Raw genomic sequence first — 19431 nt, 5'->3', positions numbered from 1 at the left:
ACTCCTTCACGGGTGATGTCGGGTTCGTCCAACGCTAACGCGCCCGCGGGGCCCGCGCCCCGGCCGGCTGGGGGAGCACCGTAGGCCCTTCGGGGGGTCGGGAGCCCCGGCGCCTGCCCGCGCTCAGCGGTAGCCGCAGCCGACGAACAGGCCGTCGACGACGGCCTGCCGCGTGTCCTGCGGGCGGATGACGTCGTGGATGAACGACTGCGTCGCCGCCTGCCACGGGGCGAAGGCGTGGTGCATCTGCTCCTCGAGCTCCGCGGCGAGCGCGCGGGCCGCGTCGTCCCCCTCCGCGGCCCGGGTGTCGCGCAGGCGCCGGTGGTGGACGACCTGCACCGCGTTGTCGGCGGCCATGAACCCGATCTCGGCGTTCGGCCACGCGACGACGTAGTCGGTCCCCATCGACGGGCCACCGAGGGTCATGTAGCCGAAGCCGAAGGCCTTGCGGATGATGACCGTCACCTTCGGGACCGGCGAGCGGGCGACGGCGGTGTAGAGCGCCATGAGCCGGCGGGCGAGGCCGAGCCGCTCGGCCTCGACGCCGATCATCGCGCCCGGCATGTCCTGGAGGAAGACGAGCGGGAGGCCGAACGCGGTGGCGAGCGAGACCAGCCGCTCCGCCTTCGTCACCCCCTCCGCGTCCAGGACGCCGCCGCGGAACTTCGGCTGGTTCGCGACGACGCCGACCGCCTGGCCCTCGACCCGGGCCAGGCCGGTGACGAGCGACCGCGCGTACCCGGGGTGGAGCTCGAAGAACGAGCCGGCGTCGACGACGGCGGCGATCACCCTGTGGATGTCGTAGCCGCGGCGCCCGCGGTCGGGGACGATGTCGAGCAGCTGCTCGCCGCCGGTCGCGGGGGCGATCGGCGCGCTCGCCGGCGGATCGAGCCTCGCGTGCGACGGCAGGTAGGACAGGAAGGTCCGGATCGACGCGATCGTCGCGGCCTCGTCCTCCTCCAGCCGGGTGACGAGGCCCGACGTCCTCACGGTGACCTCGGGGCCGCCGAGCTCCTCGTGGGTCGTCGCGGCGCCGAGCGAGGAGCCGACGAGCGACGGGCCCGAGAGCGCGACCGAGCAGCCCTTCGCCATCGCGACGTAGTCCGACGAGCCCGCCCAGAACGCCGGGTCGCCGTAGGCGTTGCCGAGGATGGCGGTGACGCGCGGGATGCGGTCCTCCATGACGCGCAGGCCGAGGAAGTGCTCGCCCTCGTCGCCGCCGGCCGCCGCCGCGAAGTCGGACCCGAGCAGGTCGGGCAGGCGCCCGCCGTTCGCGTCGCCGAGCATGACGAGCGGGTAGCCCTTGCGCGCGGCGAGGCTCATGATCTGGCCCTGCTTGCGGCTGCCGACCTTCCCGGTCGAGCCGGCCATGACCGTCGAGTCGTTCGCGATGACGCCGACCTTGCGCCCGTCGACCGTCCCGACGCCGGTGACCGCGGCGTCGGCAGGCGCGCGCTCGCCGATCTCGGGCCGGTCGGAGTGGGCGAGCAGCCCGAGCTCGACGAACGAGCCGGGGTCGACGAGCAGGGCGACGCGCTCGCGCGCGGTGAGCCGGCCGCTCGCGTGGTGCGCGGCGACCCGCGCCTCGCCGCCCATCCCGAGGGCGAGCGCCCGGCGGCGCTCGAGCTCGGCCAGGCCCTCCGCCTTGGTGACCTCGCCGGGGGCGGGCGCGTCGCGGGGGTCCACCGACGCGGTGGGGTCCTCGGGGGTGGGGGCGGCCATGGGCGGGATGCTAGGGGAGGACCGCGTGATCGTCACACGAAATGCCCATACACACTGTCCGATAGCATCGGCGGCATGTCCCCTGGTCCGGATCCGGCGAGCGCGACGATGCCCGAGGCGGTGGGCGTCCTCGGCGCCGGCCAGATGGGCGCCGGCATCGCGCAGATGGCCGCGCAGGCCGGCGCGGTCACCTACCTCTACGACCCGGACCCCGCGGCGCTGGCCCGCGGCCTCGCACGGATCGAGGAGGGGCTGGGCAGGCTCGAGTCCCGCGGGAAGATCGACGCGCAGGCCAGGGCGGACGCCCTCGGGCGCCTGCGGCCGATCAGCGCGATCGCAGACCTCGCGCCGTGCGGCTTCGTCATCGAGGCCGCACCGGAGCGGCTCGAGCTCAAGCTCGCGCTCTTCACCGAGGTCGCCGCGGCCGTCGCGGAGGACTGCATCCTCGCGACGAACACCTCGTCGCTCTCGATCACCGAGATCGCGGCGGGCGTGCCCGGGCCCGAGCGGGTCGTCGGCCTGCACTTCTTCAACCCCGCGCCGGTCATGCGCCTCGCCGAGGTCGTCGCCGGCCTGGAGACCGGGGACGCGGCCCTCGCGACGGCGCGCGCGGTGGGTGAGGCGATGGGGAAGACCGTCATCGACGCCGCCGACATCGCGGGCTTCCTCGTCAACCGCGTGAACCGGCCGTTCTTCCTCGAGGCGCTCCGCATCCTCCAGGAGCGGATCGCCACGCCGGAGCAGATCGACCGCATCCTGCGCCTCGGCGGCGGCTTCCGCATGGGCCCGTTCGAGCTCATGGACCTCATCGGCATCGAGACGAACCACGCGGTCGCCGAGTCCTTCCTGCGCCAGACCTACGGCGAGCCGCGCTACCAGCCCTCGCCGCTCGCGGCGCGGATGGTCACCGGTGGCCGGCTCGGGCGGAAGACCGGCGCCGGCTGGTACCCGTACGGCGACGACGCGCCCGCGAGGACGCCCGACCCGCAGGCGGCCGAGCCCGGGGGTGGGGACGGCCGGCCGCTCGTCGTCCTCGGCGGCACGCGCCTGGCGAGCGAGCTGCGGTCGGCCGCCGCGGCCGCCGGCTGGGTGGTCACCTCGGAGGCGGACGCGGGCGGCGACGCCCCGTACCTGACCGTCGACGCGTCCGACGAGCCGGGCGACGGCGGCCGGGGCGCCGGGCCGCGCGCCGTCCTGCTCTCGCGTGGCGCGCTGCACCTCGTCGCCCCCGAGGCGGCGGGCTTCCACGTCGCCGGACCGCTCGCGGCCACCCGCCTGATCGAAACGACGCGGACGGTGCTCAGCGACCCCGAGGCGGTGGCGCGCCTGCGGGAGCTCGTCGTCACGCTCGGCAAGCACCCCGAGCCCGTCGCGGACGGTCCCGGCCTCGTCCTCGGCCGGATCCTCGCGACCGTCGTCAACGAGGCGGCCGTCCTCGTCGGCGAGGGCAACGGCACAGCCGAGGACGTGGACACCGGCATGGAGCTCGGGCTCAACTACCCCGCCGGGCCGGTGAAGCTCGCCGACCGCATCGGCCTCGACCACGTGCTCGGGCTGCTCGACGGCCTCGCCGACGACCGTCGCGAGCCGCGCTACCGGGCGGCCCCGCTGCTGCGCTACCGGGCGGCGATCGGCGGCTCGCTCCGAGGCTGAACGCGCGCGCCCCACCGTCCGGGCAGGGCGCCCGCACAGCTTGCTCGGACACGCTGTACAGTCTGCGCCATGTCGCTCGAGCTGACGGCCGACCAGCAGGACTACCGCCGGCGCTTTCGTGCCTGGCTCGACGAGCACGCGCTCCACGCCCCGCCGCGGCACGTCCTCGAGCCCCAGGACGACGCGGCCGTCGCGCGGCTGCGCGCCTGGCAGGGCGTCCTCGCCGACGCGGGCTACGTCGGCATCACCTGGCCCGAGGCGGCCGGCGGGCCCGGCGGCACCCAGGCCGAGGCCGTCATCGTCGAGCAGGAGCTCGACGCCCGCGGCATCTCCGGCCCCTTCGACTTCATCGGCATCGGCATGGTCGGCCCGACGCTCATGGCCCACGGCTCCCCCGAGCAGCAGGACCGCTACCTGCGCCCGCTGCTGCGCGGCGACGAGTTCTGGTGCCAGCTGCTCTCCGAGCCGGGTGCGGGCTCGGACCTCGCGAACGTGCAGACGAAGGCCCGGCAGCGCGAGGACGGCACCTGGCTCGTGAACGGCCAGAAGGTGTGGACGTCCTTCGCCCAGCACGCGGCCCACGGCATCATGCTCGCCCGCACCGACCCGTCGGCCGCGAAGCACAAGGGCCTGACGATGTTCGCGGTACCGATGGACGCCGACGGGCTGAAGATCGTCCCGCTGCGGCAGATCACCGGCGACGCCGAGTTCAACGAGGTCTTCATCGACGACCTCGAGCTGCCGGCCGACAGCGTCATCGGCGCGGTCGGGGACGGGTGGCGCGTCGCGCTGACGATGCTCGGCTTCGAGCGGGTCGCCGTCGGCTCGGGCCTGCACGCCGTCCGCCTCGAGCGGCTCGTCGCAGCGATCGCGGGGGACGACGCGGCCCGCGAGGACCCGGCGCTCCGCGTCCGCATGGGCCAGGTCGCGTCGCAGCTGCTCTCGCTGCGCCACACGAGCGAGCGGGTCACCGCCGAGATCGCGGACGGCCGCACGCCCGGCCCGGAGGCGGGCCTCATCAAGATCACGAGCGTCCTCGCGTCGCTCGACGCGTGCCGCTTCGTCGTCGACGCGATCGGGCCGGACGCCCTCGCCGGCGGCGAGTGGGGCCACCAGGTCTCCGCGCTGCCCGGCGTCCGCTCCGCCGGCGGCACCGAGGAGATCCTCCGCAACCTCATCGGCGAGCGCTTCCTCGGCCTCCCGCCGGAGCCGCGGGTCGTGCCCCCGCCGGCCGCGCGGCCGGTCGCCGCCGCGACCGCCGCGCCCGCCGCGCCCGCCGGCGCCACGGCGTAGAGGAGCCCGAGCCCATGTATCTCGCCCTGACCGACGAGCAGTCCTTCCTGCAGGAGGCCGCCACCGCGGCGCTCGCCCGCTGCAAGACCGTCGAGGCCGCCCGCGCCGCGCTCGACGGCGAGCCGTACACCGACCTGTGGCCCGTCGCCGTCGACGCGGGCTGGACGGGCCTGCTCGTCTCCGAGGACGCCGATGGCGTCGGCCTCGGCGCCTACGAGGCGCTCCTGATCCTCGAGGCCTGCGGCCGCACGCTGGCCGACGCGCGCCTGCTCGGCCACCTGCCCGCGACCGCGCTGCTCGAGGCGGCGGGCGCGGACGCCGAGCGGCGCGGCGCCCTCGCCCGCGGGGAGCGCCGCGCCGCCCTCGTGTGCCCGTCCTCCGGGGACCGCCCCGGGAAGGTCGCCGTCGCGCTCGATGGCTCAGGGGTCGCGGTGCTCGACGGCGCCGTCCCCGGCGTGCTCGACGCCGACGGCGCGGACGTCCTCGTCGTCCTCGGCCGGGATGCGGACGGCACGCCCGTCCTCAGCGTCGTCGACGCGGGGGCCGACGGCGTGACGGTCACGCCGAAGCGGGGCTACGACGGCAGCCGCGCGCTCGCGAACGTCGCCTTCGCCGGCGCCCGCGCGACCGCGCTCACGCTGCCGGCGGACGTCGCCCCGTCGCTTGGCCGCGACCTGCAGCGCGCGCTGCTCGCCGCCGAGTCGGTCGGCTCGGCCGACGGCGCGCTGCAGATGGCGACCGCCTACGCGAAGGACCGCATCGCCTTCGGCCGCGCGATCGGCTCCTACCAGGCGATCAAGCACAAGCTCGTCGAGATGCTCCGCCTCACCGACGGCGCCCGCTCGCTGCTCGTCGCCACCGGGTCGGCCTGGGACGCGGAGGGCCGTGAGGGCTTCACGCTCGCCGCGAACGCCGCCCGCACCGCCGCCGCCGACGCGCTCGACTACGCCGCGCCGGAGAACATCTTCATCCACGGCGGCATCGGCGCCACCTGGGAGGGGGACGCGATGCTCTACTACCGCCGGGCCGAGCTCTCGCGCCGCCTCTCGGGCGGGGCCGAGGCGGCCGCCGCGACCGTCGCGACCGCGCTGCTGGCGGGCTGACGCACATGCCGCTCGGGATCACCGGCTACGGGGCGTACCTGCCCCGGCATCGCCTCACCCACGAGGAGCTCGGCGCCGCCCTGGGAAGCGGGCCCACCCACCTCGGCAAAGGCACGCGCACGGTCGCCTCCTACGACGAGGACGCGACGACGATGGGCGTCGAGGCCGCGCGCCGCGCGCTCGGGGACGCCGCGCCGGACCGGTGGACGTCGAACCTGCTTTTCGCGACGAGCAGCCCGCCGTACCTCGACAAGTCCAACGCGACCGCGATCCACGCCGCGCTCGACCTCGGCCACCGGGGCTTCGCGGCCGACACCGGTGGCGCGCCGCGGTCGGCGATCGCGGCGCTGCGGGCCGCCGCCGCGCTCGGCGGGCTCGCGGTGCTCTCCGACCTGCGTACGGGCCTGCCGTCCTCCGCGGACGAGCGCGGCGGCGCCGACGGGGCCGCGGCGTTCCGCTTCGGCGACGAGGCGGACGCGCTCGCGACGATCCTTGCCGAGGCCTCTGCGAGCGCCGAGTTCCTCGACCGCTGGCGTGTCCCCGGCCAGGACGCGAGCCGCTCGTGGGAGGAGCGCTTCGGCCAGGAGATGTACCTCCCGCTCATCGCGGACGCGGTCGGGCGCGCCCTCGCCGCCGCGGGCATCGAGCAGGCCGACCACGTCATCGTCTCCTCGCCGCACACCCGGAGCGCCGGCGTGGCGGCGAGGACGTACGCGGGCCGCGTGCCGTCGCAGGAGGGTGCGCTCGGGTACGCCGGGTCCGCCGACGCCGGGCTGAAGCTCGCCGCGGTCCTCGACCGGGCCGGGGCCGGCGAGACGATCCTGCTCATCTCGGCCGCCGACGGGTGCGACGCGCTCGTGCTGCGCACGACGGCGTCGCTGCCGGGGCGCCGCGCCGCGCACCCGGTCCTCGCCCAGCTCGAGGGCGGTCGCGAGCTGCGCTACGCGACGTACCTCACCTGGCGGGGGATGCTCGACCGCGAGCCCCCGCGCCGGCCCGAGCCCGACCGTCCCGCGGGGCCGCCGTCGGCCCGCGGCGAGGCCTGGAAGTTCGGCCTCGTCGGCTCGCGCTGCAGGAGCTGCGGCTTCGTCCACCTGCCGCCCTCGCGCGTCTGCAAGCGCTGCCACCACATCGACGAGATGGAGCGCATCGCCCTCGGGCAGCGGTCCGGGACGGTCGCGACCTTCACCGTCGACCGCCTCGCCTTCTCGCCGTCGCCGCCGATGATCAACGCCGTCGTCGACTTCGACGGGGGCGGGCGGTACACGCTCGAGGTCGCCGACGCCTCCCCGGACGAGGTGGAGATCGGCACGCGGGTGCAGATGTCCTTCCGCCGGCTCTACACGGTCGACGGCGTCCACAACTACTTCTGGAAGGCGACCGTCGTCGCCGCCGAGGAGGACTGACCCATGGCCAGCAACGGCATCCGCGACAAGGTCGCCATCGTCGGGATGGGCTGCACGCCCTTCGGCGAGCACTGGGACCGCTCGGCCGACGACCTCCTCGTCGACGCGATCAAGGAGTGCTTCGCGACGACGCCCGCGCTGACGCTCGAGGACGTCGACGCCTTCTGGCTCGGGACGATGAACTCGGGGCAGTCCGGCGCGGTCCTCTCCCGCCCCATGGCGCTCGACTACAAGCCCGTCACGCGCGTGGAGAACATGTGCGCGACGGGCTCGGACGCCGTGCGCAACGCGTGCTACGCCGTCGCCTCCGGGGCCTACGACGTCGTCATGGCCGTCGGCGTGGAGAAGCTGAAGGACACCGGCTTCTCCGGGCTCGTGCGCTCGAACGTCGCGGGCGACGGCACCGCGCCCGAGAACACCCTCACCGCGCCCGCCGCCTTCAGCCTCCTGGACCCCGCGTACTGCAAGAAGTACGGCGTCGACCAGCAGGACATGCGCGACGCGATGACCCACATCGCCTGGAAGAACCACCACAACGGCGCGCTGAACCCACGGGCGCAGTTCCGCAAGGAGGTCTCCAAGGAGAAGATCGCCGCCTCGCCGCTCGTCGCCGGCCGCCTGGGGATCTTCGACTGCTCGGGCGTCTCCGACGGCGCCGCCTGCGCGCTCGTCGTCCGGGCCGAGGACGCCCACCGGTACACCGACCGGCCGATGTTCGTCAAGGCCCTCGCGCTCGCCGCCGGGCCCGCGAACGGCCCCATGGACCCCGGCTACGACTACACGAGCTTCGAGGAGGTCGTGCGCTCCTCGGCCGACGCCTACCAGCAGGCGGGCATCACCGACCCGCGCACGCAGATCGACCTCGCCGAGGTCCACGACTGCTTCACCCCGACCGAGCTCGTCCTCATGGAGGACATGGGCTTCTCCGCGCGCGGCGAGGCGTGGCGCGACGTCCTCGACGGCGCCTTCGACCTCGACGGCCGCCTGTCCGTCAACCCCGACGGCGGCCTGAAGTCCTTCGGCCACCCGGTCGGCGCGAGCGGCCTGCGGATGCTCTTCGAGAACTGGCAGCAGTTCCGCGGCGAGGCGGGGGCGCGGCAGCTCGACGCCCCGAAGCTCGGGCTGACCCACAACCTCGGCGGCCGGCCGGGGACCTGCGTGTCCTTCGTGTCGATCGTGGGGCCGGAGCGGGACTAGAGGGAGGACCGCTCGAGCGGTGGGTGGTGGATCGCGGTTGCTGAGCAACCGTGATCCACCACCCAGCCTCCCGGAGGAGACCACCGACCCAGCTCGGACAACCTGTCCAGACAGAGCGCCTGAATTCGTGTAGGATGCCGCGCATGCCGAGCGTCGCGCCGCACCTGCCCTGGGACGAGCTCATCGAGCCCGGCCGCGTCCACGGGTCGCTCTACACCGACCCGGACATCTACGCGGCCGAGCTCGAGCGCATCTGGTACCGGACGTGGGTGTTCGTCGGGCACGTGAGCGAGGTGCCGGAGCCGAACGACTACGTGCTGAAGTCGATCGGGCCGCAGCCGGTGATCATGTCGCGCGACCGGCAGGGCGAGATCCACCTGCTGCTCAACCGCTGCACGCACCGGGCGAACCTCGTCTGCGACGCCCCGAAGGGCAACTCGTCCGCCTTCCGCTGCCCGTACCACGGCTGGACGTTCTCGAACACCGGCAAGCTCCTCGGCTACCCGTTCAACAGCGGGTACGACGGGACCGCGCTCAAGGCCGAGCTCGGGCTCGGCCGGGTCCCGCGGGTCGCGCAGTACCAGGGCTTCGTCTTCGGCTCCTTCGCGGAGGAGGGCCCCACGCTCGAGGAGCACCTCGGCGCCGCGACCGACGCCTTCGACCGCCTCGTGCGCCTCTCGCCCACCGGCGAGGTCGAGCTCACCGCAGGCTGGCTGCAGCACAAGTGCAAGGCCAACTGGAAGATGCTGCTCGAGAACGAGACGGACGGCTACCACCCGCAGTTCGTCCACTCCTCGATCTTCTCCGTCGCCTCGTCGGGCATCGGCGACCTCTACGGCGACAAGTCGACCGCGGTCTGCCGCGACCTCGGGAACGGCCACACCGAGAACGACCTGCGCCCGGAGTTCCGCCGCATGGACCAGCCGCTCGGCTGGTTCGGCACGAAGCCCGAGAAGGTCCCGGACTACGTCGCCCAGCTCGAGGCGAAGCTCGGCGCCGAGACCGCGCGCGAGGTCCTCGTCGACGGCTCCCCGCACGTGATGGTCTTCCCGAACCTCTTCATCGCGGAGATCCAGCTCTTCGTCATCCAGCCGACGGCGGTCGACGAGACGGTTCAGCACGTGACGGCCGTCCAGTACAAGGGCGCCCCGGACATGAACCGGCGCATGCTCCAGCAGACGATCGGCTCGGTCGGGCCGGCGGGCTTCCTGCTCGCCGACGACTCCGAGATGTACGAGCGCAACCAGCGGGGCGTGCAGGCCCGTAGCCCCGAGTGGCTGACGATCAGGCGCGGCATGCACCGCGAGCGCGAGGACGCGGACGGGTTCACCGTCGGCGACGCGACCGACGAGGTCCCCCAGCGCGCGATCTGGAAGCACTACCGCTCGCTCATGGGAGGGGCCGCGTGATGCACGGTTCCGCGACGAACGGAGCCGTCGGCTCCGGCCTCGACGTCGCCACCCTGCGCGAGGTGGAGCAGTTCATCTACCGCGAGGCGCGCTACCAGGACGAGCTCGAGTACGACGCGTGGGAGGCCCTCTGGACCGACGACGCGATCTACTGGGTCCCGGCCAACGGTGGCGACAGCGACCCCACGCGCGAGGTGTCGATCCTCTTCGACAACCGCGCGCGCATCGCGACCCGCATCAAGCAGCTGCACACCGGCAAGCGCCACTCGCAGACGCCGCCGTCGCAGCTGCGCCGGATCGTCTCGAACGTCGAGCTCCTCGACGGCGAGGCGGACGGGATCGGGCCGGAGGGGGACATCCGCGCCGGCGCGAACTTCCTCGTCTACGAGTCGCGCGAGCGCGGCGTCACCCTCTGGGCCGGGCGCAGCGACTACACGCTCCGCCGCACCCCGGACGGCCTGCGCATGGCCTACAAGAAGGTCACGCTCGTCGACTCCGACCGTCCGCTCTACACCCTCGCGTTCCTTATCTGATGGCGCGCGGGGGCCGGTCCGGCGTCGGTGAGCTGAGCTCCGAGTTCGCCTCGGTGCACGTCTCCATCGACCTCGAGGGCAACGGCCCGCGGCTGCGCGTCGAGGACCTGCGGACGGGCCAGGTCGGCTTCCTCGACCCGCTGGAGCTCGAGACGCTCGCCTGGCTGCCGGAGGGTGCGCTGCACCGCTTCCTCGACCCGAGCCTCCATCGCTGGCGGGCGGAGTCGTGAGCCGCCCCGCCGTCCCCTGAACACGAGCGCACATATTGTCCGGGCAGCATGTCTGTCCTGGCGTGTTCCCGGAATGCTCGCCGCGTGGCCTGCGGACCCGTCCCGCCCTCCGCGCCCGCCGCTGCTCCCGGCGGGGCCAGGCCGGATGCGTCATCCGCGTCATCACACGAGAAAAACGACTATCGAAATGGGTCGTACTGGATTTTCGCTTGATTCCCTCGCGGCGTCGGCGTAAGTTCGCGCTTGCCGCCGATAGTCCGAAATCAGGGATGATGAGATCGGACGCAAGGACGACGTGACGTCGGGGTGCCATTGCCGCCACGAGAGGACGTCGAGATGTTGGGATCACGCACTGCGCGCCGGGCGCTCGTCGCCCTCGCCGCCATCGCCACCTTCGGCGCTCTGCCCGCCGTCGCCGGGGCCACCGATCCAAGCCACGTCGGCTCGACGCTCGAGGGCTGCAAGTTCAGCTCCACGACCGTCCTGCCCGACGGCAACGGCAACTTCATCTGCCCGTCGGCGGCGTACACGACGGGCAACCTCGGCAAGGGGTGGAACGAGCTCGATCTCGTTCCGCACCGTGTGACCCTCGATGCGGGGAACGCCGCGCCGGCGACGCAGACCTACACCATCGCCGTCGTGCTCGACGGCAGGGACGCAGGCGCACCCGGCTACGACGTGATCTCGGCCCCGACGCTGAACGCCGCGCTCTCGGACGCCGGATGCGACACCGGGACATCGAGCGGCCAGCTCACGACGACCGGCTTCGGCGGGATCGACGAGTCGATCTACCGCACGCTGACCGTCACGCAGGCGCAGGGCTCGACCTGCGTCTACGACTACTACGGGCGGCTGGCCCTGGGGTCGCACCTCTTCCCCGGGTCGTCGCTGCACGCCAACCTCGCGCTGATCGGTTCCGACGGCAAGCCGACGACCCAGGGCATCGGGGCGTCCGACGTGTCGATCCCGGTCAACGAGATCCTGCCGCAGGAGCTGACGAAGGACATGTCGGCCCTGCAGAACTCCGACCACGCCTGGTCGATCGTCAAGGGCGCCGAGCCCGACCACGTGAACTTCACGAACACCTGCGCCACCGGCGCGGCCCTCGACGCGACGGTCGCCGTGACGGTGACGGTGACGTGGACGAAGCTCGCCGCGACGCCGTCCGGCGACATCACGGTGACGACGCACGTCTATGCGAAGAACCCGGCGGCGCGCACGATCACCGTCACGCCGACGGACGTCATCAGGTCCGGAAGCACGACGCTCGACACCGTCAACGGCGGTGCGGTCGACGTCCCGGCGAACACGAAGCTCCTCGTCCTGACGCACACGATGACCGTGCCGGCCGGGACGCTCGCCCTCAACGACGTCGCGACCGCGACCTACACGGACAAGGTCACCGGCATCGCGATCCCCGGCTCGACCTCGGCCGTCGCCGCGGCCACCGTGCAGGGCTCGGGCATCGTGACGAACGACAGCGCGGTCATCTCCGACAGCGAGAGCATCACCGGCCCGTTCTCCTACTCGGCCGACTCGTTCACCCCGGACATCGGCGCGTTCCAGAACGGCTACGTCGCCGGCACGAAGACGACCTCCCAGACGGACTGGCTGTCCTCGTCCCAGGGCGACTCCGGAGCCGTGACGTTCAGCAAGACGGTGTACACCTCGGCCGGTTCCAGCGGCTCGGGCACGCTGAGCGACGTCGCCCACGTCACCGGGTCGGACGGGTTCGACGCCCACGCGAACGCCTCCGTCGCCCTCGTCTCCGCCCGGCAGGCGACGATCTCGATCGTCAAGCACATCCCGAACGTCCTCTCGGGGACGGAGACGGCGTCCTTCACGTTCGACGTCAAGGATGCGGCGGGCAACGTCGTCGAGACCCGGACGCTGAACTTCGCGGCGGGCGACACGACGAAGTCCGTCGACGTGACCGGCCTCACCCCCGCGCAGTACACCGTCGAGGAGCGCACGGCCACCGGCTGGGCCCCGCAGGACCCGGTGCCGGTCGACGTCACGACCGCCTGCAGCGGCGGCGCCGAGTTCACGAACAACTTCGGCCCCGCCACGGCCGAGGCGCACAAGATCTCGGATCCGACCGGCTTCGAGAGCGGATGGCAGATGGTCCTGACCGGCCCCGGCACCCCGGCCGGCGGCGAGAAGGTGCTCACCGACGCCACCGGCACGGCCTCGTTCACGACGACCCTGCAGGAGGGCTCGTACACGATCACCGAGACCGGGCAGTCCGGCTGGTTCAACAGCGGGTCGAGCGGCGAGTGCTCGTTCACCGTCAACTATCCCGCCGATGCCGACCACGCCTACTCCTGCACGTTCACGAACGTCGAGTACGGGCATCTGAAGGTCCAGAAGACGGTCAGCGGGTCCTCGGACCTCGGCGGGCGCAGCTTCACCTTCCAGCTGCGCACCGGAGCGAGCCCGTCCGCGGTCGGGACGACGCTCGAGACCCAGACGGTGGACGCCGCCCACAACCCGGCGACGTTCACCTCCGACCTCGTCCCCGGCACGACCTACCAGCTGTGCGAGACGGTGCCGGCCGTCGGGTGGATGACGTCCCTGTTCGCGGGCGGCTTCACCCCGAACGTCGTGAACGACCCGTTCGCCGACAACAGCGTCATCTGCCACGACTTCACCGTCACGGCAGGTGAGACGAAGACGTACACCGTCGACAACACCCCGCCGCCCGGCGGCCTGGCGCTCACGATCGGGTACTGGAAGACCCACGCGTCCTGCTCGTCGAACAACGGCAAGATGAAGCAGACGACCGATCAGGTGCTGGCCTCCTTCCCGATCGCGGCCGGCCAGAGCACCCACGGGGTCTACATCGGGAGCCTGTACGTCGACACCTGCAAAGAGGCGGTGAACCTGCTGAACAAGTCGACGGTCAACAGCGGCAAGAAGATGGCCTCCGACCCGGCGTACAACCTCGCGGCGCAGCTCATGGCGGTCGAGCTGAACCTCCAGGGCGGGGCCGGGGCGTGTGGCGGGCTGCTCACCTACCGCGCGCAGGCGCAGACCCTGCTGGCGAAGTACGGCTTCGACGGGGTCTCCTCGTACACGAGCGGCGCGAGCAAGATGTCGGCCGCCGACCAGGCCCTGGCCAACGCGCTGGCACACCAGCTCGACCAGTGGAACAACAACACGCTGTGCTGACCCCGGGCACGGCTGCGGACCGGGAGGCGCCCGTCCCGCGCCTCCCGGGCGCAAGGGGGCGAGGGGGTCGTGTCGGACCCCCTCGCCCCGGTGGCGCTCATCGGGCCCAGCCGGTCAGGAAGAAGTCCTTCAGGCCGGGGACGAGCCGCGGATCGGTCGCCTCCGAGTTGATGTAGCCCGCCTCCGAGACGGCGGCCGACGTGCCGAAGAGCATCCGGTAGTCGTCCGCGATCATCTCGTTCTTGGACCAGTTGTAGGACGAGTCGACGCGGCTGTCGCCGAGCAGGCCGCGGGCGGAGAGCCACGGTGACCAGTCGCCCTGGCGGGTCAGGTAGAGGTGGTACATCGTCCAGGCGTGCCCGTACTCGTGGGCCACGATCTGGTCGGGGCGCGAGGTGAACGTCGAGCCGGCCTTCGCCTGGAGGTAGATCGTCGCGCGAAACGAGGTGTAGACGCCGCCGGTCGTGCCGGCGCTCGTCGAGGTCTGCGACGAGGTGGCCGCCTGGGCCTTGACGGTCAGCGACGGTCCTATCTTGTCGAGCTCGTAGGCGTTGGGCTTGAGGAGGTCGTAGACCTGCTGCGCCGTCCAGCCGGACGCGTCGCTGTAGACGAGGATCTTCGCGCCCTCGGGAGTCGTGAGGGAGTCGACGACGGTCGGGGTCCCCGACGTGTTGCTCACGGTGAACGACCGCGACGCGACCGCCGCGTTGCCGGCGGCGTCGGTGGCGCGGACGGCGACCGTGTGGGTCCCGTTCGTGAGCGTGGTCGTGTTCCAGCCCCACGACCATGCGGCGGTCCCGGACGCGGCGCTCCACGGGCCGCCGTCGACGCTCGTGGCGACCGCGGCGACCGACGTGTCGTCCGTCGCGCTGCCGGAGACCGTCGTCGTACCGGAGACGGTGGCGCCGGCCGCGGGCGCGCCGAACGCGACGGTCGGGGCGGTCGTGTCCGGCGGCGGGGTGGCCGCCGCGTTCTGCACCGAGACCGTGACGGTGGTCGTCGTCCGGTTCCCCGCGCCGTCGGTCGCCTGCGCGGTGATCGTGTGCGTCCCGTTCGCGTAGGCCGTGCTGTCGACCGGCGCGGACCAGGCGCTCGTGCCCGTCGCCGTCTGGTAGGCACCCGCGTCGACCTTCACCGCGACGCCGGCGAGCGACGTGTTGTCGGCCGCCTTGCCGCTGACGGTGATCGTGCCGGCGACGGTCGCGCCGGCACCGGGCGCGCCGATGGACACGGTCGGTGGCGTCGTGTCGCCGCCGCGGACGGGCTTCCCCGCGTGGGCGATCGTGGCCGGGGCGAGGGCGAAGCAGGCAGCGGTGAGCAGGGACAGGCCGGGGCGGACCTTCATCGGGACTCCTTGGGCGGCGGCGGGGGTGTCGCCGGTCGCGGTACGCGGGAGGGGCAGGGGCCCGCCTCGCGTCCCTGATGGACCGGACTTCTGTCCCTCATCGGCCCGGTCCCAGCCCGTGCACAGCGGTCAGGGTGGTGAATCGGACATCCGTCCGGAACGGTGGACAGGGATTCGCGCGGGTGGGCGCAGTTCCTCCCCCCGCACCGCCGCGCCCGGACCGGGCGGGTCCGTGGTCAGCGGAAGCGCACGGTGCCGAGCGTCACGGTGTACCGTCTGCCCTGTCGGACGACGGTCGCCTTGCCGGTCCCGGCGTGGGACGCCCTCCGGCCGATGAACCGGCAGCGGAAGTGCGCCGGCGCGGTCTGGTCGCAGGCGGCCGTCCACAGGTAGCGGTGGTACTTCGCGTGGAGGGCCGTCTCGACGGCGTCGGCGGCGTCGATGCGCGCGCGGATCCCGGCGGACGCCACGGGAACGGCGACGAGCAGGCTCGCCGCGACAAGGGAGGCGATGCGGAAACGAAAGGACACCGGAAACCGGACCGTAGCGGCGGCGCGCCCTTTGGGCAAGCAAAAGTATCGCGCTTCGATATCGTGAGGCGATATGATGTCCAAGGATCGCGTCGCCCACCTCGGCGACTTCACGCTCACCCCGGCCGTCCTGCGGGTCATCGCCTGGGCGGTGCCGGTCGGCGCGGTCGCGGCGGTGGCGGCCCTCGGCCTGCAGCGCCTCATCGGGCTCGTGACGCACCTCGTCTTCTTCGGGGACGCCGGCTCGTCGCTGGCGGCCCCCGGGGCGGGGCACCCGGCGGCGTGGCTCATCCTCCTCGCGCCGGTCGCGGGCGGCCTCATCGTCGGCCTGATGGCGCGCTACGGCTCCGAGAAGATCCGCGGGCACGGGATGCCCGAGACGATCGAGGCGATCCTCGTCGGCGGCAGCCGGGTCGCCCCGCGCGTCGCCATCCTCAAGCCGCTGTCGGCCGCCGTCTCGATCGGCACCGGCGGGCCCTTCGGCGCCGAGGGGCCGATCATCATGACCGGCGGCGCGGTGGGCTCGATCCTCGCGCAGACCCTGCACCTCACCGCCGCCGAGCGCAAGACGCTGCTCGTGTCGGGCGCGGCCGCGGGCATGGCGGCGACGTTCAACGCGCCGCTCGCCTCGGTCCTGCTCGCCGTCGAGCTGCTGCTGTTCGAGTGGCGGCCGCGGAGCTTCATCCCCGTCGTGGCGGCGGTGGCGACCGCGACCATGCTGCGGGTGCCGCTGCTCGGGGGCGGGGCGCTCTTCCCGCTGCACGCGGTCCCGACCCACATCGGCGCCTGGCCGGAGCTGCTGTGCGTCCCGGCCGGGGTGCTCGGCGGCCTGCTCGCCGTCGCCGCGACGGGGCTCGTCTACGCCTCCGAGGACGCCTTCCACCGGCTGCCGCTGCACTGGATGTGGTGGCCGGCGATCGGCGGCGCGATCATCGGCGTCGGCGGCCTCATCGAGCCCCGGGCGCTCGGCGTCGGCTACGACGTCATCGACTCGCTGCTCACCGGGCGCGGGGGGATGTCCCTCATCGTCGGGATCCTCGTGGTGAAGACGGCGATCTGGAGCCTGTCGCTCGGCTCCGGGACCTCGGGCGGCGTCCTCGCGCCCGTGTTCATGATCGGCGCCGCCCTCGGCGGCCTCGAGGCGCACGTCCTGCCGCACGTCGCCCCGGGGTTCTGGGCCCTCGTCGGGCTCGGCGCGGTCGTCGGCGGCGTCATGCGGTCGCCGCTCACCGGAGTGATCTTCCCGCTCGAGCTGACGCGGGCATGGCCGTACGTGCTGCCCCTTCTCATCGGCGCGACCGCCGCCTACCTCGTGTCGGCGCTGCTGCTCAAGCGCTCGGTCCTCACCGAGAAGATCGCGCGCCGCGGGCTGCACCTGTCCCGCGAGTACGCGGTCGACCCGCTCGAGGTGCTGCTCGTCGACGAGGTGATGTCCTCAGCGCCACCCGACGAGGAGACCGCGCTCGTCATCTGCATCGACGACACGCTGCGGGAGGCCGCCCTGCAGTTCGCGGGCGCGCACGTCGCCGTCGCCGCCGTCGTCACGCGCGAGGCCCCGGACGTCGTCATCGGCCACCTGACCGTCGAGCACCTCCTCGAGGGCCGGCTGCGCGACCTCCTCGCCGAGCGCCACCGCGAGCGCCTCATCACGCCGCTGCCGACGCGCCCGCGTGCCACTCTGTCGGCGTGAGCACGCGGGGGCCGCGACAGCCGGACTACGAGCGCCTCGCCGCACTGCGGGCGGGCATCCGCGACTACCTCGCGTGGGCGGAGGATCGCGCCCGCGACCTCGGCACGACGCCGGCCCAGTTTCAGCTCACGCTCGCGGTCCGCGCCGACCCGCGGCCGGACGGGCCGACGCTCACCGACCTCGCGGCCACCCTGCGCCTGCGGCATCACAGCGTCGTCGGCCTCGTCGACCGCGCGGTCGAGGCGGGACTCGTCGAGCGCCGGCGCGATACCGAGCACGGTGCGCGGGTGCACGTGCGGCTCACGCCCCAGGGGGAGGAGCGGCTGGCGGAGCTCGCGGCCCTCCATCTCGCCGAGGTCGCCACGCTCGCCCCCCAGATGCGGGCGCTGTGGGGCGAGTTCGGCTGACCGCACACCGGCCGCGGCGGTAACGGCCCGGTAACCGGGGCGGGCGCGGGCCGCCATAGGTTCACGCGCCCACCCACCTTCTGGAGGCATCACCAATGAGGAAGCTCCTCGCGGTCACCGCCGCCGCCGCCGTCGCCCTGAGCGCCGGCGCCGCGGCCACCGCGTCTGCCGGCAACGGCAGCCCGTTCGACGCAGGCTCCGACGGCCCGGTGACCTTCGCCGTCTACGGGGACGCGCCCTACGGCACCACCCCGACCGACACGTCGGAGTTCGCCGCCACGCCGGCGTTCGTCAAGAGCATCAACGACGACCCGAAGGTCCGCCTCGTCATGCACGTCGGCGACATCCACTCGGGCTCGCAGTACTGCACCGAGTCCTACGACCGCGCGGTCCTCGGCCTGTGGGACGACTTCAAGGATCCGCTCGTCTACACCCCCGGGGACAACGAGTGGTCCGACTGCCACAAGGTCAAGGAGGGTGGCGGGCTCTACAACGCCGCCACCGGCCAGATCGACCACGTGAAGGACTCGAGCGGCAACTGCGTCGACTTCGCCTGCGGCGACCCGGCGGCGAACCTCGACCTCGTCCGGTCGGTCTTCTTCGCCCGCCCCGGCGTGACGCTCGGCGGCCGGAGGAAGGCCGTCCTCTCGCAGGGCAGCGTCGTCGACCCCGCGCACCCGTCCGACGCCAAGTACGTCGAGAACGTCATGTGGGAGCAGAACCGGACGGTCTTCGTCACCGTGAACATCCCCGGCGGCTCGAACAACGACGCCGACCGGTGGTTCGGCACCCCGGCGACCTCGGCGGCGCAGACCCAGGAGATGACCGAGCGCACGGGGGCCGACCTGCGCTGGATCGACGCGGCGTTCGCCCGCGCCCGGGCGGACGGCGCGAAGGCCGTCCTCATCCAGACCCAGGCGGACATGTGGGACGTCGACGGCAAGGACCCGGCGCACCTGCAGAACTACCAGCCGATCGTCACGTCGATCGCGTCGCACACCGCGGCGTTCGGGCGGCCGGTCCTGCTGCTCAACGGCGACTCGCACGTCTACCGGTCCGACAACCCGATGTCGCCGGCCAGCCCGTTCGACGCGATCTACAGCCCGGCGCTGGACGTGCCGAACTTCCACCGGATCGTCGTGCACGGCAGCACGTTCCCGCTGGAGTGGCTGAAGCTCCGCATCGACCCCGCGCAGGACGCCCCGAACGGCGACGACGCCTTCGGCCCGTTCTCGTGGGAGCGCATCACCGGGTAGGACGGCCGATCGGTGGCGCGGGCACGATCGCCCGCGCCGCCTGGGTCTACAGCCCGACGGGGACCATCAGGCGCAGGCGCCGGTCGGTCGCGAGGTCGACGAGCTCGACGTGGTGCCCGTCACGCCGCACGAAGACCGCCGCGCCGGCGCGGGGCCCGAACGTCGACCGCACCCGGGCGAGCGCGTCGGCCTTCGCCTGCGCGGGCCAGTCGGCGAAGAGGGCCTCGAGGCGGACGCCGCGGCCGGCGAGGCCGTCACGCAACACGACCCGGACGTCGAGGCGGCGCGAGACGGTGGGCGAGGCCGCGCGAGCGCTCGTGAGGGCGTCCGGGGACGGCGTCGCGAGAGGGCTGAGCACGCGTGGACTTCGTCCGTGAGCAGACACGTCCACGTCAGCTTGGCGCACACCTGCGCGAACGTCCCCAAGCCGGGCGATTTTGCACACCTTTCCCCGGGAGAACCCCCTCGTCTGCCCGCGTGCGTTCA

General features: G+C 73.1%; 16 protein-coding genes. 12 read left to right on the top strand and 4 right to left on the bottom strand.

What is annotated here, in order from left to right; all coding sequences use genetic code 11:
* Positions 1-123 precede the first annotated feature (123 nt).
* Entirely contained in the window at positions 124-1722 is a 1599-nt protein-coding gene (locus tag NBH00_RS20335) for an acyl-CoA carboxylase subunit beta (RefSeq protein ID WP_254570403.1), read from the bottom strand.
* Between the two features lie 75 nt (positions 1723-1797).
* Between NBH00_RS20335 and NBH00_RS20330 the strand changes: the two genes are divergently transcribed.
* From NBH00_RS20330 to NBH00_RS20290, 9 genes are all read left to right on the top strand, one after another.
* Complete coding sequence (locus tag NBH00_RS20330) at positions 1798-3375, top strand: 3-hydroxyacyl-CoA dehydrogenase NAD-binding domain-containing protein (protein ID WP_254570402.1); 1578 nt, start codon at positions 1798-1800, stop codon at positions 3373-3375.
* A 69-nt stretch (positions 3376-3444) separates the two neighbouring features.
* A complete protein-coding gene (locus tag NBH00_RS20325) occupies positions 3445-4668 on the top strand; it encodes an acyl-CoA dehydrogenase family protein (RefSeq protein WP_254570401.1) in 1224 nt (407 codons plus the stop codon).
* Between the two features lie 14 nt (positions 4669-4682).
* Complete coding sequence (locus NBH00_RS20320; protein ID WP_254570400.1) at positions 4683-5771, top strand: acyl-CoA dehydrogenase family protein; 1089 nt, start codon at positions 4683-4685, stop codon at positions 5769-5771.
* Between the two features lie 5 nt (positions 5772-5776).
* Complete coding sequence (locus NBH00_RS20315; protein ID WP_254570399.1) at positions 5777-7177, top strand: OB-fold domain-containing protein; 1401 nt, start codon at positions 5777-5779, stop codon at positions 7175-7177.
* Between the two features lie 3 nt (positions 7178-7180).
* Complete coding sequence (locus NBH00_RS20310; RefSeq protein ID WP_254570398.1) at positions 7181-8374, top strand: acetyl-CoA acetyltransferase; 1194 nt, start codon at positions 7181-7183, stop codon at positions 8372-8374.
* 143 nt (positions 8375-8517) lie between these two features.
* On the top strand, positions 8518-9783 hold the full coding sequence (locus NBH00_RS20305; RefSeq protein WP_254570397.1) for an aromatic ring-hydroxylating oxygenase subunit alpha: 1266 nt from the start codon (positions 8518-8520) through the stop codon (positions 9781-9783).
* Entirely contained in the window at positions 9783-10316 is a 534-nt protein-coding gene (locus NBH00_RS20300; protein ID WP_254570396.1) for an aromatic-ring-hydroxylating dioxygenase subunit beta, read from the top strand. Before NBH00_RS20305 ends, NBH00_RS20300 begins: the two co-directional genes overlap by 1 nt.
* A complete protein-coding gene (locus tag NBH00_RS20295) occupies positions 10316-10546 on the top strand; it encodes a hypothetical protein (RefSeq protein WP_254570395.1) in 231 nt (76 codons plus the stop codon). Before NBH00_RS20300 ends, NBH00_RS20295 begins: the two co-directional genes overlap by 1 nt.
* A 339-nt stretch (positions 10547-10885) precedes the next feature.
* On the top strand, positions 10886-13717 hold the full coding sequence (locus NBH00_RS20290) for a hypothetical protein (RefSeq protein ID WP_254570394.1): 2832 nt from the start codon (positions 10886-10888) through the stop codon (positions 13715-13717).
* Positions 13718-13814: 97 nt separating this feature from the next.
* Here NBH00_RS20290 and NBH00_RS20285 read toward each other — a convergent pair whose 3' ends face one another.
* The gene (locus NBH00_RS20285) at positions 13815-15062 is read right to left on the bottom strand and encodes an Ig-like domain-containing protein (protein ID WP_254570393.1); all 1248 of its coding nucleotides are present in this window, start codon (positions 15060-15062) and stop codon (positions 13815-13817) included.
* Positions 15063-15298: 236 nt separating this feature from the next.
* Positions 15299-15592, bottom strand: coding sequence for a hypothetical protein (locus NBH00_RS20280; protein ID WP_254570392.1), 294 nt, complete (start codon positions 15590-15592; stop codon positions 15299-15301).
* Positions 15593-15665: 73 nt separating this feature from the next.
* On the opposite strand from NBH00_RS20280, the gene NBH00_RS20275 reads away from it, so the two are divergent.
* The 3 genes from NBH00_RS20275 to NBH00_RS20265 all read left to right on the top strand — a co-directional run bounded on the left by NBH00_RS20275 (position 15666) and on the right by NBH00_RS20265 (position 18945).
* Entirely contained in the window at positions 15666-17282 is a 1617-nt protein-coding gene (locus NBH00_RS20275) for a chloride channel protein (protein WP_437126596.1), read from the top strand.
* The gene (locus tag NBH00_RS20270) at positions 17279-17689 is read left to right on the top strand and encodes a MarR family winged helix-turn-helix transcriptional regulator (protein ID WP_254570390.1); all 411 of its coding nucleotides are present in this window, start codon (positions 17279-17281) and stop codon (positions 17687-17689) included. The genes NBH00_RS20275 and NBH00_RS20270 overlap by 4 nt, the downstream gene beginning before the upstream one ends.
* 95 nt (positions 17690-17784) lie before the next feature.
* Positions 17785-18945 (top strand): metallophosphoesterase, encoded by a 1161-nt coding sequence (locus NBH00_RS20265; RefSeq protein ID WP_254570389.1) that lies wholly within the window; start codon positions 17785-17787, stop codon positions 18943-18945.
* A 46-nt stretch (positions 18946-18991) separates the two neighbouring features.
* Here NBH00_RS20265 and NBH00_RS20260 read toward each other — a convergent pair whose 3' ends face one another.
* Positions 18992-19303, bottom strand: coding sequence for a hypothetical protein (locus NBH00_RS20260; RefSeq protein ID WP_254570388.1), 312 nt, complete (start codon positions 19301-19303; stop codon positions 18992-18994).
* Between the last annotated feature and the right edge of the window lie 128 nt (positions 19304-19431).

Source organism: Paraconexibacter antarcticus, assembly GCF_024220175.1.
In the GTDB taxonomy this organism is placed as follows: Bacteria; Actinomycetota; Thermoleophilia; order Solirubrobacterales; family Solirubrobacteraceae; genus Paraconexibacter; species Paraconexibacter antarcticus.
The sequence above is the reverse complement of the archived record's forward strand: the minus strand, read 5'-3'. Positions and strand labels throughout refer to the sequence as shown.

Bases quoted from the DNA above. Each gene is read 5' to 3' on its own strand.
- NBH00_RS20325 (WP_254570401.1), top strand. From the start codon at position 3,445: ATGTCGCTCGAGCTGACGGCCGACCAGCAGGACTACCGCCGGCGCTTT.
- NBH00_RS20330 (WP_254570402.1), top strand. From the start codon at position 1,798: ATGTCCCCTGGTCCGGATCCGGCGAGCGCGACGATGCCCGAGGCGGTG.
- NBH00_RS20320 (WP_254570400.1), top strand. From the start codon at position 4,683: ATGTATCTCGCCCTGACCGACGAGCAGTCCTTCCTGCAGGAGGCCGCC.
- NBH00_RS20305 (WP_254570397.1), top strand. From the start codon at position 8,518: ATGCCGAGCGTCGCGCCGCACCTGCCCTGGGACGAGCTCATCGAGCCC.
- NBH00_RS20315 (WP_254570399.1), top strand. From the start codon at position 5,777: ATGCCGCTCGGGATCACCGGCTACGGGGCGTACCTGCCCCGGCATCGC.
- NBH00_RS20275 (WP_437126596.1), top strand. From the start codon at position 15,666: ATGATGTCCAAGGATCGCGTCGCCCACCTCGGCGACTTCACGCTCACC.
- NBH00_RS20295 (WP_254570395.1), top strand. From the start codon at position 10,316: ATGGCGCGCGGGGGCCGGTCCGGCGTCGGTGAGCTGAGCTCCGAGTTC.
- NBH00_RS20335 (WP_254570403.1), bottom strand. From the start codon at position 1,722: ATGGCCGCCCCCACCCCCGAGGACCCCACCGCGTCGGTGGACCCCCGC.
- NBH00_RS20300 (WP_254570396.1), top strand. From the start codon at position 9,783: ATGCACGGTTCCGCGACGAACGGAGCCGTCGGCTCCGGCCTCGACGTC.
- NBH00_RS20265 (WP_254570389.1), top strand. From the start codon at position 17,785: ATGAGGAAGCTCCTCGCGGTCACCGCCGCCGCCGCCGTCGCCCTGAGC.
- NBH00_RS20285 (WP_254570393.1), bottom strand. From the start codon at position 15,062: ATGAAGGTCCGCCCCGGCCTGTCCCTGCTCACCGCTGCCTGCTTCGCC.
- NBH00_RS20310 (WP_254570398.1), top strand. From the start codon at position 7,181: ATGGCCAGCAACGGCATCCGCGACAAGGTCGCCATCGTCGGGATGGGC.